We start from the raw sequence: 13,261 nt of genomic DNA, 5'->3' as shown, positions 1-13,261 counted from the left end.
TAGGGCCTGTTCCCAGCAGATAGGCCAAGGCCCGGGGTTCCCCTGATATCAGGGGAACCCCGGGCCTTTCTTTAGCCGGTGAACGTCTGGCTACAGAATATTGAACTGCTGCAGGGTCTCTTCGGGTAGAACGGCGGCAACAGCCAGGGCCAGCAGGAAGAGCAGGGAGATGACGCCCACGGTGGTGGACTTCCAGCCGGGGTGCAGCTCGTTGAAGGTCACCAGGCCGGGGTGCTGCTTGTTCATCTGGGTCACGTTGATAACCTGGTAGACGGTGGTCTGGGGGGCAATTGCGGTGGCGATGGAGCGCAGGGTTTTGGCGTCCCAGATACGCCCGTCAAGGCGGAAAACACGCTTGCCCTTGGCGTTCACGGCCCAGAGGGCAGGCACCCCCTTGTAGCGCAAAGCTGCCATGCCGGTTAGCTCCTTGCCCGCTGCCTGGCGGGGGGTGAGACGCTCAGCGAAGACTGTCTGAGAAATCGAGCTGAGCTCGGCAGCCTGCCATCCGAACAGGCGTCCGCTCAGCACGTGGGTTTCGGTCTTAACCACAATCTGAGGGCGCAGGGTGGAGTAGATAGCAAAGAGGGCACCCAGGGTAATCAGGCCCAGAAGCACCATAAAGACCGGGGTGGGGCGCTTGGCCACCATGAACCAGATGCAGGCTAAAGCCAGCACACCCGCGGGCACACCCGCGATGAGGCGGCGGTGGTAGGAGTTGATACGGGGGTGAAAGATCTTCGTGACGGCCCCGTACTTATCGGGTACCTGGTGAGCGTGTTCTGCCATGGCTCTACTCTATCGGCAGTACCGCCTAAACGGGGCGTAAGCGCGTGTGAGCTACATTTAAAGGGTGCATTTTAGATCTTCAGTAGACCGTGTTTTAGCCTGGTGGTTGTTGGGCGTCCTTGCCGCGCTTTTTATCGCTCTTGCTTCTTTAGCCCTCATTAACCGTCTGGTCTACGGGCCGCAGGGGCAGGTGCGGGCCTACTTCGCTGCGGTGCGGGAGGGCGACGGTTCTAAAGCCCTGGGTATCTTGGGTGCCCAGGTTCCCGATGCCAGCGCCGCTATGCTCGATGGGGATGCACTGCAGGCCTCCGTTACCGGTCTCAAAGATCTTTCGACCGAAACTGTCACCGTGACGGACGGCGGGGAGCAGGCCACCGTGACCGTTACCTATACCCTCGATGGGCAGGCTGGTAGCACGGACTTCTATCTGCATAAGGTGGGCTCCCACTGGGGAGTCTTTGACCAGTGGCAGATTGACGCCGGTGAACTGCCGACCGTGGAAATTACCTCGAATTCGGTAGAGGCAGCTACCCTCAATAACACTAAGGTGGCGGTTGAGGGTGGCTCCCGCGAGTTTGCGGTGCTCTACCCCGGCTCTTATACGGTCACCTATGAGTCAGCACTGTATACCGCTGGGTCGCAGACGGTCGATGTGACGGCCCCCAGTAGTGAGCCGTCCACCCTTGCTGTAGACCTCACCCCTTCTGAAACTGCGGTGACCTCGGTTCAGCAGCAGATTAAGACCTATCTTGATACCTGTGCCGCGCAGAGCTCCCTCTACCCCACCGGCTGTCCCTTTGAGTACGACTTTTCAGGTCGAGTGAACGGCGATGTGACCTGGCTTGTCACGAAGTACCCCCAGCCAGAGGTGACTTTGGCCGGGGGCAAGTGGGCCCTGGGCAAGAGCAGCGGTGAGGCAGAGATTTCCTTTACCGAGCTTGACCTCTATACGGGCAAGACCCAGCAGGTCACCGAGACAGTTCCTTTTACCCTGGCTGGTTCGCTCTCTGCCAGCGGGGAGACTCTCACCTTTACCCCCCGCTGACTAAACGTCACTTTTGCCTAGTTCACCCCGCGCAAATCGAGCACCAGGTGGGCCTCGTCTGCATCGTCACCGGTGACGATGACGGGCAGGCCCCAGTCCTGCTGGTAGAGGTGGCAGGCAGCGTGGTCGGGGATTTCCCCGCCGGGCTCACCGTCGCAGGCAGCGGCACGAGCGGTGATATGCAGGACGGCTTCGGTAATCTCGGGGTTGAGTACCAGGTGGCGGGTCAGGCCCTGGGAGGTTCCAGCACCTTCGAGAATGAAGTTCTCGGGGGTGGATGAAATCTTAAGCTGGGTGGGGTCGCCCCAGCGGGTATCGAGCTTCTGGCCGGTGGGAGCGGTGAAGCGGGCGGTGAAGTCCAGGGTTCCACCGGTCAGCTGGGTGGATTTACGGGTGACCTGGGAGGCCCCTTCGTCCACGTGCTGCATGGCCTCGGGAATAGCGACGCGCACCAGCTGGTGGGCGTTGGCTTCCACGACGATGAGGCGGGCGCCGCCGTCCTCGGTCTCTTCGACCAGCAGGTCGGAGGGCTCAGCGAAGCCGCGGTCCAGGGTGCCGAGGGCACCGGTGGCCGGGTCGAAGCGGCGGATAGCGCCGTTGTAGGTGTCGGCGATGGCGATGGAGCCGTCGGGCAGTTCGGTGAGTCCCAGGCAGTGCTGCATGCGGGCGTCCTCGCGGGGGCCATCGACAAAGCCGAAGTCGAAGAGGCCGATGCCCACGGCGGAGCTAACGGTCGCTGCGCCCTTGTCAAAGGTGATGTGGCGCAGGGCGGAGGTTTCGGAGTCGGCAATCCAGATGGAGCCGTCGCGGGCTTCGATAATGCCGGAGGACTGGGCGAACCAGGAGTCGGCGGCCGCGCCGTCCTTGAGCCCCTCAGCGCCGGTACCCGCGAAAACAGCCAGCTGGCCTGTGGCAGGGTCGAAGCTGAAGATCTGGTGGGTGCCTGCCATGGCGATCAGGAAGGCGGACGCCTCGCGGGAGTAGACCAGGTCCCAGGGGGATGACAGGGCGACGGTGAGGGGGTCAGCGCCCTCTGCAATGACGTTGGGGTCGGTGCGAGCGGTGTCGCCGTCAATCAGGCGCTGGGCGCCGGAGCCTGCCAGGGTGGTGACGGTTCCGTCAGCTAGGCGAAGGCCGCGTACCCGGTGGTTGACGGAGTCGGCGATGAGGACGTCCGCACCCAGGGTCTCGCGCAGTTCGGCAGGGACCAGGGCCAGGCCCTGGGGTTCGTTGAAGCGGGCGGTGGTGGCGTCGCCGTCCGCGTAGCCCTTCTCGGGGCCGCCGAAGCTGGCTAGGGGGGTTTCAAGGTCACCCTCGACCTGCACTAGGCGGTGGCGGGCGGTGTCGGTGACCAGGTAGGTGCCGGTGCGGCCGGCCAGGTCTTCGGGTAGGGCCAGCGCCTTGCCGGGGAAGGCAAAGGTGCCCTGGGGCTTGGGGCGGGGCACGTAGGGGCCGTCGCCGCGGTGCAGGGTACCCTTGGCTTCGTGCTCTTCAACGAGTTCGCGCACCAGGGAGGTGAGGCCCTTAACGTGGCCCTCACCGGAGAGGTGGGCGACGATGTAGCCTTCGGGGTCAACGACGACCAGGGTGGGCCAGGCACGGGCGGTGTAAGCGTTCCAGGTGTCCAGGTTGGGGTCGTCGAGCACGGGGTGGGTGATGTCGTAGCGGTCGACGGCGGCGGCGAGCGCCACCGGGTCGGCTTCGTGTTCGAACTTGGGTGAGTGCACGCCGACGGTAACGAGGACGTCTGCGAATTCTTCTTCGAGGGGGCGCAGTTCGTCGAGTACGTGCAGGCAGTTCATGCAGCAGAAGGTCCAGAAGTCGAGGATAACGATTTTTCCGCGCAGGCTTTCAAGGGAAAGCTGCTTGTCGCCGGTGTTGAGCCAGCCTCGGCCGACGAGTTCTGAGGCGCGGACTTTGGTCTGGCGTGCGGCTGCATTCTCTGCCATGGTTCTCCTTCTGTGGTGCGCATTTGAGCGCAGGGTTAGTTACTCACCAGCCTAGTGGGCTGCTGGGTTCGGGGGCATTTGTTGCGTTCTGTGTAGGGGGTGGTGTCATAGAACTCAACTGTGCGTAACACTTGCGTAACGGTTAGGATTATCAGCAGTTACCGCCGGGATGTGTTCGGGAAATTTTTGCGGACGCCGGTGGTTAAAGTAGGTGCGCATATTTGGGTGCGCCGTATGGCAAGAAGGTGTGTGTGACGCTTACACGCGAGGTGGAGCAGCCAAGTGCTGACTCTCAGTTGGCCCGGACTTTACAGCCCCGACATTTATCAATGATCGCTATGGGCGGTGCGATTGGTGCCGGTCTTTTGGTGGCTTCGTCGACCGCTATTGTGACGGCTGGCCCTGCCGTTATTGTGACCTATCTGCTGGCGGGCACTGTGCTGGTGCTGGTCATGCGCATGCTGGGGGAAATGGCCGCCCGTTCTCCTGAGACAGGGTCTTTTTCGGTCTATGCCCGCCGCTATATTGGCCGCTGGGCTGGGTTCTCGGTGGGCTGGCTGTACTGGTGGTTCTGGTCGGTGACGGTAGCGATTGAGGCTACTGCGGCTGCCACTATCATCAGTGGCTGGTGGCCGGTGGCACCCCAGTGGCTGGTGGCCCTGGTCCTGGTGCTGGCTTTCATGGGCCTGAATCTGCTGTCGGTGCGCTCTTACGGGGAGGCTGAGTTCTGGTTCTCCTCCATCAAGATTGGGGCGATCGCCGTCATTATTGTGGTGGGTCTGCTTGCTGTGCTGGGGCTGATTCCCAACTCGACGGCGTCCTTTTCTAACTACACGGCGGGGGGCGGCTTCTTTGCTAACGGTGTGGGTGCGATTTTTACCGCCCTGTTGGCGGTGATTTTTTCGATGTTTGGGGCTGAGATTGCCACGGTGGCAGCCGGTGAGTCTAGTAACCCTGCGGTTGCTGTGGCTAAGGCGGTGCGGTCGGTGATTTTCCGGGTGCTTTTCTTCTATGTGGGGTCTATTGCGGTGACTCTGCTGGTGATTCCCTGGACCATGGTGGCGGCTGGCTCTTCCCCCTTTGTCACCATGTTCGAAGCCCTGGGTATCCCCTATGCCGGGCTGGCGATGAACATTGTGGTCCTCACTGCCCTGCTGTCCTGCTTGAACGCTAGTCTCTATGCGGCCTCACGTATGATCTTTGCGTTGGCCGAGCAGGGGGACGCCCCCCGCTCCTTCTCTCGGGTTTCTACGTCTCGGGCTCCCCGCAACGCTATTATGCTCTCTTCCCTCATCGGCCTGGTGTCGGTAGCTCTCAATTACTTCATGCCCGAACAGGTTTTCTCGTTGCTGGTTAATTCCACCGGTGGGGTAGGTATTTTTGTCTGGCTGATTGTAGCTGTCTCCCACTTGCGAAGCCGCAGGTTAGACGGGGGGCAGGGCACTGTCGTTGTTAATTACCTACTGATTGTGGGCCTGCTAGCCCTGCTCATCTATATGGGTTTCACCGAAGCCCACCGCGTAGAGGTATTGATATCGGTCGCAGTTGCGGCGGTGCTGGCCATGATGGGAGCCTTCACCCACCGTCATAGCACGACTGTTTCATCACATAGCTGAAGATGTTTGGGGGACAGATCAAGGCCACGCAGCCCCGCTTCTGGCCGATCTAGGGGCAGCCCCCTCAGCAACTTGTCCCCCAAGTGGTCATTCTTCAAGGGTTTTCCCAGGTAAAAGAAAGAATAAGCCTGTCTGGGGGTGGTTATATTAAAGAGACCCCGGGGGCAGGCAGAGACTTCCCAGCTCCGCTTAGTACCCTTCTGAAACCACCTTTACGATGTTTGGAGGCTTCTGATGACCCAGCACACTGCAGCTCCCTCGTCATCGAACCTGTTCGAGAAAATCTCTCAGATTTCCGCCCGACTAGAGCAGGTCAGCCCGCTCAGCGGCTCAATTCCTGCTGTCCCTCAGGCAACTAGCCAGCAGCCCGTTGGCGGCACCCGCTTCGCCACCCAAGTTCAGGAACCCACTCCTCCTGTTCAGCCCTGGAGCCGCACCTCCTAGCACAGCACCTCAGAGAGAGAAAAAAGACAAAGAAAAGCCCGGGCAGGTACCTACCCGGGCTTTTCTCTACTCTTATAAGCCTCCAGCGCCTCCGAGCAAGGTCCTAGCGGCGGGCGTCCTTTTCTGCCAGCTGCGCGAACATGTCGTTGTAGGCGTTGAGTTCGGCATCCCCGTCGCGATCAGCCTGACGGTCGATGCGTTTTTGCACCTTCTTATCGTTCATGGACCACTGCACCGCTACCGCCACAGCGATAATCATGGTGGGAATCTCGCCAATAGCCCACATGAGCGAGCCACCTAGCTTCTGGTCCTCTAGGGCAGATAGACCCCAAGGCCGCCCCAGGTTGCCGAACCAGGAGGCCTGGAGCAGGGCATCCATCTGCATCATCGAAATCCCCACAAAGGCGTGATACCCCAGGGTCGCGATAATCATAATCAGACGCATAGGGTAGGTGGGGCGGTGGGGAATGGGGTCGATACCAATCAGCACCAGGCTAAAGATGTAGCCGGTTATCAAGAAATGGATCAGCATGAACTCGTGGCCCACGTGATAACGCAGCATGACCCCAAAGAGGGGGGTGAAATAGACAAGCACAATTGACCCGGCAAAGTTCACTGCCGCGAAGATGGGGTGGGTGATGACCTTAGACCAGCCCGAGTGTACCAGGCGCAGAATCCATTCACGAGGCCCACGGGTGCCGTCTTGACGGGGTTCTAAGGCGCGCAGGAGCAGGGTAACGGGGGCACCCAGCACCAGGAAGATGGGGCAGACCATTGTCAGCAACATATGCGCCACCATGTGGCTTGAGAAGAGCACCATGGAGTAGACGGTAAGAGCGCCGCAGGTGATATAGAGCAGGACCAGAAGCCCTAAGAACCATGACAGGGCCCGGACAAGCGGCCACTGCCCACCGGCACGGCGAACCTTAAGCAGGGCCCAGATGTAGGAGAAGGCGGCCAGGCTGATAAAGGCCACCCAAAACCAGTCAAAACGCCACTGGGTAAACCACTCAGCTAGGCCCGGTTCAGGGGGCATATCGTAGAGAGTGATAATGCGGACGGGCTCGGCTCCAGCTTCCAGGGTCTCAGGTGCCGGGGGCGGGGTGCGGGAGAGGGAGACGGCCAGGCCACTGGTTACCCCCATCAACACCAGCTCGCAGGCGATAGCGTACCAAAGACCACCGGTGGCACTGGTCTGCCCCGTCTGCATCCGGGGAATCAGCCGCAGGCGATGTAGGGCCCCCAAGGCCCCCAGTAGCAGGGTTAGCGTGAGCTTGGCCAGCACCAGGGCCCCGTAGGTGGTCGTGAAAAGTTCGCTCAGGGTGTTCAGGCGAACCAGGGCATTAATCAGGCCAGAGAGCACCACCAGCACGAAACTGAAAAGGGCCAATACCGAGTATCGGCGCAGTACCGCTACCGCCAGGGGTACGCGACGGGCAGAAGGCGCAGTAGCCCCCCGCTGCCCTTCGGCCAGGGTGCCGCTGCCTGCCTCCTTACCCGTAATATCACGGGAGATGAAAGCCAGCACTATCAGCCCGCCACACCAGAGTGACACACCTAGCAGGTGCAGGCCCAGGGAATTGACCGCCCCCATATGGTCTTTGCCACCGGCTGAGTGCCCCCCCAGGGCCATAGCTACGATACCGATGAGGGACAGCCCCAAGGTTAGGAGCAGACCGGTCAGCGAGCGCACAGCAAAGACCAGGGTGGTCACGGTGGCAGCTACAATGACGCTGGTGGCTGCCTGCTTACCAGGGTCGATGGTGGTGATATAGCTGATGAGTTCTGAGGTGTAGGAGGCTTCGCCCGAGGGGGCGCGGCCTGAAATATCGGCATAGCTAAAGACCAGGACCGCGATAGCGGCGATAGTCCAGGTCAGGGCAGCAGCAGAGGCCAGAAGAAGAGTGCGGGTAAAGGCCGGGTGCTCCGGGCGGTGCAGGTTCTTCTTCCGCTGTACCGCGTCGGTGGCATGAGCCATGTTCACCTTTACCCGCCCCCGGGCCGCATCAAGGAAGCGGGGCACCAGGCCAAGGGCAAAGACAAGTGAGCCTATGGTTGCGGCCATTGAGAAGTTTTGGAGGCTCTCGGCTAGCGGTAGGCCCCAGCGCACCAGGGCACCAGCATCCGCCAGGTCAGTAGCGGCGTTTGAACCGGTTGCCAGCAGGCTGACAACCAAGGCTAGCAGGGAGGCCGCTGGGAAAACCCAAATCCAGCTACCCTTGAGCCCGCGCTCTATCTCCTGTGCTGCCATGTCTATATCTGTTTCCTGTCCACGGTGGTTTAGTTAAAAAGTCCCTCGCCCACGAAACTACCTTCGCGGGCCCCGGCTGGTAGGGCAAAGACCGCAGAGCCGATGGGTACTGTCCAGGTATTGAGCATATCGAGCTGGGCCAGGCGCTGCTGAATAGGGAGAAACTGTTTGACGGGGTCTGCCTGGTAGGAGCAGAAGATGAGGCCCGTGGAACTTACTCCCCCGCTTATTTGCTGGTGATCCGAGAAGCCCGAGGCCTCCTGTACCGGCAGATCGTAGTTGTAACCCCGGCGGAGGATCTGCTCCACCGGGTTTTGGGCGGCGGCCCGCCGGATATGGGCGTAGGGGGCAATGACGGTAAAGCCCAGTTCATTCTTTGCGGAAAGATCTGCCGGGTCCCGCTCTTCGGTGCCGGTGAGCGGGGCACCGTTGGTGAGGTTGCGGCCTACAGCGTCTTCGCGGGCAGGGCGGTCGGCCTGGTCCCAGGTATCTAGGTTCATGTGGATACGACGAATCACCAGGGAGGTTCCGCCCTCTTCCCAGGGGGTGAGGTCCTTGTGCTTACCCCAGACGTAGGATTCCATGCTTCCGTCGCCGGTGGAGGGGTTAATGGTGCCATCGACCTGGCCAAAGAGGTTACGCATGGTCATGCCCTCCGGCTCACTACCGTAGGCGCGGCGAAAGCCCTCCTGAACCCAGCGCACCGAGGCAAAACTGCGAATGCTTTTTAGCAGCACGCGCTGGGTATGGGCCAGGGTGAAGCGGTCAGATGAGCAGATTTGTAGGAGCAAATCGCCGTCATTCCACTGCTCTTGAAGCTGATCGATCTGCTCAAAAGCGGGGAGGGGGCCTAGCCAGGAGGGTTTTTTCTCGGGCGCTACGATATCGAAAATGCGCTCGCCGAAGCCGAAGGTGACGGTCAGGTTGGCCGGGACGCTTGCTAGCTCCGGCTCCTGGTCGGTGATGGAGGGGCGCCCTGCGGTCAGGCGGGCGGCATCGTCGGTTAGCACGGTGAGTAGGCGGCGGATACCATCGCGATCCAGCCCCGGGTGCAGGGTCAGGGCGATGAAGACACCGTGGCTGGGGGCGGGAGTATCAATACCTGCCTGGCGGGCCCCGTAAAAGGGCACGACAGCTTCTTGCAGGGGCGCGGTGCTAGCTGTCTCCTCGTCTTGGCCCTTAATAAGGCTTGAGGCATATTGGCTTGCCAGGCTAGCGGCCACACCGGTTCCTAGGCCCAGGGCACCGGCTAGAGCCACACGGCGGTTGGTTCCAGCAGAACCTACCGCCTCTTCTTGCCTCTTGGGGTTTTCTTCTGTCTGCCAGTCTGTTTCTGCACCGCTTCGGGCCCGGTGCGAAGCGGGGTCAAATGAGCTAGTCATAATCTTCCTTAGGTAGCCTGCCCGCCGTCCGCTCCGAGCTAAAAAGGGAGGGACGGCGGGCAGGCCGCTTGCTACCTGCCGGTAGCTAGGGGTGGGTTAGGTAGCTGGTGCCCTAGTTGCACTGTGGTAGCACAGCAGCTGCTGATTCGCTGGCGCTGGCCTGGTCAGTCTGCATGGAATGGTCACTAGCCTGGCTTCTAGCTTCTTGGGCTGCGCTGCTAGCGGCCCCGCCGGGGGCGTATTCTTCCTGGGCACCGGCGTAATCGCGTACTGTAGCTTCAAAAGTCAGCTCACCGGCTGAGGTCTGTAGGGTGATGAACTCGCTACTTCCTGCTCCCAGGGCACAGGACATGCCCATAAGCATGATGTGGTTCCCGCCGGGGGCCAGTTCAAAGGTGGTGCCGGGTTCGATGGTGAAGCCCTCCTCAACGGCCTTCATCACGCTAGTGCCGGTTGCCGGGTCGAAGACGGTGGTGTGTAGCTGGACCATACCGGCGGTTGCGTTGCTGGCCCCCTGGATAGTAATCGGGCTAGCACTGGTATTGGTCAGGCGGGCAAAAGCCCCGGTCATATCGCCATTATTGGCCTTAATCCAGGCTTCCTCAACGGTAATTGGGGCGCTAGTCTCACTGGCAGATGTGCTGGCGGAGGCGCTGGAGCTAGCGGAGGCCTTTGAGGAGCTATCGGTTGCTGTCTTGTCGCTACCACAGCCGGTCAGGACCAGTAGGGCAAGAGCGGGCAGGGCCAGAGTGGACAAAATTTTCTGTGATGACATAGTACTTCTTCTTTGAATACGAAAGATGGATAGTTTACTTACCCTTGGTTTTAGCCAGCAGGACGACCAGGGCTGACCCCAGAGCCGCTACCGCCAGCAGGGCTAGGGCCAGTTTCAGGGGGGTAGAAAGTCCCTGCTCTGCCGAGCTCGCTGCCTTCTTCGTAGCCCCGGTCTTGCTGGCAGTTTCACCGGAGCTGCCGGTATTAACTGCCGAGGGTTGAGCCGCTTCCAGGCTCGCGGCGCTAGAACTAGCTGCGGTGCTTCCTTGACCTACGGTGTAGGTGAAGATGCCCTGAATGGGGTGGCCGTCAGATGAGACAACCCGCCAGGTGACAGTATAGGCGTCATGGGCGCTAGCGGTGGCCAGGTCCTGAGTAACCGTTTTGCCGGCTATCTGGGGGGCACCGTCCGTTACACTTTCTCCGGCGGCATTGGTAACGCGCACCTGATTGGCCCCCTCCAGGTCCATAATCTCACCGCTGTAGGTCAGCTTCAGGCTGGTGGGAGCTTCGGGCAGACTGGCCCCATTGGCTGGGTTGGTAGAAATCAGCTCGTCGTGGGCCGCGGCAGGGTTCATGCCCAGCAGGCTGGCGGTGGCCAGGGCCGCTGTTGCAATCAGGCTAGGGGGCACGACTGAGGCTCTAGGAGCCTTAAACATAGGATTTATCCTTGCTGGTCGAAAAACTGGCTTCTATTTCGGCTTAGGCAAGGAGGGGTGGGCCGCGCGGGGCGGTGCAGGTTCTGATCAGCAGACTAAAGGGACTGCTAGCGGTAGCGACCACCGGGAGGGAAGAGATAGCTAGGATCGGACGCACCCGCACAGGTTCCAGTCTGGCCCGCAGATAAGCTAGCAGGGCGGTGAGGGCCTTAAGCAGGCTCTCACCGTAGGCCAGCAGGGCGAAGCTGGCAGCTGCCGCTAGGGCGTGACCAGCCCACATGGCAGGCCCGGCCTGGGTTAGGGGGTCAAGGGCTACAGGTGCCGTAAGCCTTGCAGGGCCGTGATGAGCGTATCCGGTCATAGGGGCCAGAGGTTGGCCCTGGCTGTAGAGAAGGTGCAAGGTGCCCTGTCCGGCAGCCACGCCGAGTGCCAAGCTGGTGTGGGTGAGCTTCAGGCAGGTAGCGCCCAGGGTCAGGAGGGCTGCCAGGGAGGTGGCAAGGGCTAGGACGATGGGGTGGGGTAGGTGCCCACCGGCCAGCAGGTGCGAGATGGCGCCTAGGCCCGTGGCGCTACCGGCAATGAGCCAGGAGCGGGCTAGCTGGTGCCCTCGGCGCATGTTTTCCTCCCCGGCCGGTCTCTGCTGGTGTCTTACCTGCCCATTATCTCATAGTCGGTTCACTTTATTCTGCCCAGCTGGCACAAAAGGGCCACCCCGAAAAACGGGATGGCCCTTTTCAAAGTCTGTTCAAGAATTTACTTCTTGGTGGAGACTGCTGCCTTCAGCTTTGAACCTGCGGTCAGCTTAACACCGTGACCTGCGGGAATCTGAATGGTTTCGCCGGTCTGCGGGTTGCGACCGGTACGAGCGGCACGGTCAGTGCGCTCAATTGCCATCCAGCCGGGGATGGTGATCTTCTCGCCCTGTGCAACAGATGCTTCGAAGACCTGGAACAGTGCGTCGAGCACACCGTTCACTGCTGCCTGGCTGGTGCCGGCCTTCTCTGCAACCTCTGCAACGAGTTCGCTACGGTTCTTAGCCATTGAATGCTCCTCCTGAGACTTTCAAAAAGTGAGTGGCTGGGTTAGCCCTGTTCACAAGGCTAACCGTATCAGCTACAGATTACCAGCTTGACTTGGTAACACCGGGCAGCTCGCCACGGTGTGCCATCTCGCGGAAGCGTACGCGGGAGATACCAAACTTCTGGAAGGTACCGCGGGGGCGGCCGTCAATCTGGTCGCGGTTGCGAACACGAACGGGTGAAGCGTTGCGGGGCAGCTTCTGGAGACCCAGGCGGGCTGCTTCGCGCTCTTCGGGGGTTGCGTTTTCGTCAACCAGGGTCTTCTTCAGTTCCAGGCGCTTTTCAGCGTAGCGTGCAACGATGACCTTGCGCTGCTCGTTGCGAGCAATCTTGGACTTCTTCGCCATTGTTTAGCGCTCCTCTCGGAAGTCAACGTGCTTGCGGACAACGGGATCGTACTTCTTGAGAACCATACGATCGGGGTTGTTACGGCGGTTCTTACGGGTGACGTAAGTGTAGCCGGTGCCCGCAGTGGACTTAAGTTTGATGATAGGACGTACGTCCTTAGCCTTTGATGCCATGTTTAGATCTTCTCTCCGCGTGCAAGGATGTCAGCAACTACTGCGTCGATACCACGTGCGTCGATAACCTTGATGCCCTTTGCAGAGACGTTCAGGGTTACGTTGCGACGAAGTGAGGGTACGTAGTACTTCTTCTTCTGTACGTTCGGATCGAAACGACGCTTGTTGCGGCGATGCGAGTGCGAAATGCTGTGTCCAAAGCCGGGAACAGCTCCGGTCACCTGGCAGACAGCTGCCATAGTTTTCTCCTCCAAATGTTGACGAAATGACGGTACGCAGTTGGCGTTCGCCAGTTTTCTGGCGATCAGCAATGGGCGTCCCGTCACCTATAGGTAGAGCACCGGGTTATTCTCCAAGGCTAGAGTGTTTGAGACTCCACATCGGGTGAGAGGCCGATGAGAATCCCCGCCGCGGGAAAAACGGTGAAGCTTAGGTGTACGAGAGGTGTTGCCACCACTACGAACAGCCTTAAAGTCTAGGTAATTACGGGATACCACGCAACCTATGAGGCCAATAAAAAGCTTGCGTCAGCCGGTGCTGGTGCTACCTGCTCCGGTGTGCGCAAGCTGCTTTTCATGGTCTCAAGGGTGCGTTTGAACCTCTATCAATTCTACCGGGCTTTTAACTTTTCGCAAGTCATCTCAGGCTTTAATCCGCGGTTTTTCGCCCTTGCCAGGCGGCAGCTGCCACCGGCGTCCGCCCCTGCCAAGAGGGTAAATTACAGGCGTGTAATCTTAAGTGTGATGTTAACAGCT

At 60.3% G+C, this 13,261-nt stretch carries 14 protein-coding genes; 3 read left to right on the top strand and 11 right to left on the bottom strand.

The window, feature by feature from the left end:
* Positions 1-90: 90 nt before the first annotated feature.
* Entirely contained in the window at positions 91-786 is a 696-nt protein-coding gene (locus ACFP6B_RS01455; RefSeq protein ID WP_237187188.1) for a hypothetical protein, read from the bottom strand.
* Positions 787-850: 64 nt separating this feature from the next.
* On the opposite strand from ACFP6B_RS01455, the gene ACFP6B_RS01450 reads away from it, so the two are divergent.
* On the top strand, positions 851-1,831 hold the full coding sequence (locus ACFP6B_RS01450) for a zinc ribbon domain-containing protein (protein WP_377125870.1): 981 nt from the start codon (positions 851-853) through the stop codon (positions 1,829-1,831).
* Positions 1,832-1,848: 17 nt separating this feature from the next.
* Here ACFP6B_RS01450 and ACFP6B_RS01445 read toward each other — a convergent pair whose 3' ends face one another.
* A complete protein-coding gene (locus ACFP6B_RS01445; protein WP_377125867.1) occupies positions 1,849-3,780 on the bottom strand; it encodes an NHL domain-containing thioredoxin family protein in 1,932 nt (643 codons plus the stop codon).
* A 245-nt stretch (positions 3,781-4,025) separates the two neighbouring features.
* Between ACFP6B_RS01445 and ACFP6B_RS01440 the strand changes: the two genes are divergently transcribed.
* Complete coding sequence (locus ACFP6B_RS01440) at positions 4,026-5,396, top strand: amino acid permease (RefSeq protein ID WP_377126102.1); 1,371 nt, start codon at positions 4,026-4,028, stop codon at positions 5,394-5,396.
* A 234-nt stretch (positions 5,397-5,630) separates the two neighbouring features.
* The gene (locus ACFP6B_RS01435; protein WP_377125864.1) at positions 5,631-5,840 is read left to right on the top strand and encodes a hypothetical protein; all 210 of its coding nucleotides are present in this window, start codon (positions 5,631-5,633) and stop codon (positions 5,838-5,840) included.
* 103 nt (positions 5,841-5,943) lie between these two features.
* On the opposite strand, the gene ACFP6B_RS01430 is transcribed toward ACFP6B_RS01435, so the two are convergent.
* From ACFP6B_RS01430 to rpmB, 9 genes are all read right to left on the bottom strand, one after another.
* Positions 5,944-8,091, bottom strand: a complete 2,148-nt coding sequence (locus ACFP6B_RS01430) for a cytochrome c oxidase assembly protein (protein WP_377125861.1) — start codon at positions 8,089-8,091, stop codon at positions 5,944-5,946.
* Positions 8,092-8,120: 29 nt separating this feature from the next.
* Positions 8,121-9,473 (bottom strand): Dyp-type peroxidase, encoded by a 1,353-nt coding sequence (locus ACFP6B_RS01425; protein WP_377125858.1) that lies wholly within the window; start codon positions 9,471-9,473, stop codon positions 8,121-8,123.
* Between the two features lie 112 nt (positions 9,474-9,585).
* Positions 9,586-10,248 (bottom strand): copper chaperone PCu(A)C, encoded by a 663-nt coding sequence (locus ACFP6B_RS01420; protein ID WP_377125855.1) that lies wholly within the window; start codon positions 10,246-10,248, stop codon positions 9,586-9,588.
* A 34-nt stretch (positions 10,249-10,282) separates the two neighbouring features.
* The gene (locus ACFP6B_RS01415) at positions 10,283-10,906 is read right to left on the bottom strand and encodes a copper resistance CopC family protein (RefSeq protein ID WP_377125852.1); all 624 of its coding nucleotides are present in this window, start codon (positions 10,904-10,906) and stop codon (positions 10,283-10,285) included.
* A 43-nt stretch (positions 10,907-10,949) separates the two neighbouring features.
* Positions 10,950-11,522, bottom strand: a complete 573-nt coding sequence (locus ACFP6B_RS01410) for a hypothetical protein (RefSeq protein ID WP_377125849.1) — start codon at positions 11,520-11,522, stop codon at positions 10,950-10,952.
* 137 nt (positions 11,523-11,659) lie between these two features.
* Positions 11,660-11,947 carry an HU family DNA-binding protein gene (locus tag ACFP6B_RS01405; RefSeq protein ID WP_237197087.1) on the bottom strand — a complete coding sequence of 96 codons (288 nt, stop codon included), beginning with the start codon at positions 11,945-11,947 and terminating at the stop codon, positions 11,660-11,662.
* 79 nt (positions 11,948-12,026) lie between these two features.
* Complete coding sequence (gene rpsN / locus ACFP6B_RS01400) at positions 12,027-12,332, bottom strand: 30S ribosomal protein S14 (protein WP_135011231.1); 306 nt, start codon at positions 12,330-12,332, stop codon at positions 12,027-12,029.
* A gap of 3 nt (positions 12,333-12,335) precedes the next feature.
* Positions 12,336-12,506 (bottom strand): 50S ribosomal protein L33, encoded by a 171-nt coding sequence (gene rpmG, locus ACFP6B_RS01395; RefSeq protein WP_083090533.1) that lies wholly within the window; start codon positions 12,504-12,506, stop codon positions 12,336-12,338.
* A 2-nt stretch (positions 12,507-12,508) separates the two neighbouring features.
* Entirely contained in the window at positions 12,509-12,745 is a 237-nt protein-coding gene (rpmB, locus tag ACFP6B_RS01390; protein ID WP_083090534.1) for a 50S ribosomal protein L28, read from the bottom strand.
* Positions 12,746-13,261: the final 516 nt, after the last annotated feature.

The sequence above is a fragment of the Rothia nasimurium genome, from assembly GCF_042660305.1.
GTDB classification, from domain to species: Bacteria; Actinomycetota; Actinomycetes; order Actinomycetales; family Micrococcaceae; genus Rothia; species Rothia nasimurium.
Note: the sequence above shows the minus strand (reverse complement) of the source record. Positions and strands in the feature narration are given on the sequence as shown.

What these genes read in the sequence shown, in the direction of transcription:
- ACFP6B_RS01410 (WP_377125849.1), bottom strand. Translation starts at nt 11,522, where the DNA reads ATGCGCCGAGGGCACCAGCTAGCCCGCTCCTGGCTCATTGCCGGTAGC.
- ACFP6B_RS01405 (WP_237197087.1), bottom strand. Translation starts at nt 11,947, where the DNA reads ATGGCTAAGAACCGTAGCGAACTCGTTGCAGAGGTTGCAGAGAAGGCC.
- rpmG (WP_083090533.1), bottom strand. Translation starts at nt 12,506, where the DNA reads ATGGCATCAAAGGCTAAGGACGTACGTCCTATCATCAAACTTAAGTCC.
- ACFP6B_RS01435 (WP_377125864.1), top strand. Translation starts at nt 5,631, where the DNA reads ATGACCCAGCACACTGCAGCTCCCTCGTCATCGAACCTGTTCGAGAAA.
- ACFP6B_RS01455 (WP_237187188.1), bottom strand. Translation starts at nt 786, where the DNA reads ATGGCAGAACACGCTCACCAGGTACCCGATAAGTACGGGGCCGTCACG.
- ACFP6B_RS01415 (WP_377125852.1), bottom strand. Translation starts at nt 10,906, where the DNA reads ATGTTTAAGGCTCCTAGAGCCTCAGTCGTGCCCCCTAGCCTGATTGCA.
- ACFP6B_RS01425 (WP_377125858.1), bottom strand. Translation starts at nt 9,473, where the DNA reads ATGACTAGCTCATTTGACCCCGCTTCGCACCGGGCCCGAAGCGGTGCA.
- rpsN (WP_135011231.1), bottom strand. Translation starts at nt 12,332, where the DNA reads ATGGCGAAGAAGTCCAAGATTGCTCGCAACGAGCAGCGCAAGGTCATC.
- ACFP6B_RS01430 (WP_377125861.1), bottom strand. Translation starts at nt 8,091, where the DNA reads ATGGCAGCACAGGAGATAGAGCGCGGGCTCAAGGGTAGCTGGATTTGG.
- rpmB (WP_083090534.1), bottom strand. Translation starts at nt 12,745, where the DNA reads ATGGCAGCTGTCTGCCAGGTGACCGGAGCTGTTCCCGGCTTTGGACAC.
- ACFP6B_RS01420 (WP_377125855.1), bottom strand. Translation starts at nt 10,248, where the DNA reads ATGTCATCACAGAAAATTTTGTCCACTCTGGCCCTGCCCGCTCTTGCC.
- ACFP6B_RS01445 (WP_377125867.1), bottom strand. Translation starts at nt 3,780, where the DNA reads ATGGCAGAGAATGCAGCCGCACGCCAGACCAAAGTCCGCGCCTCAGAA.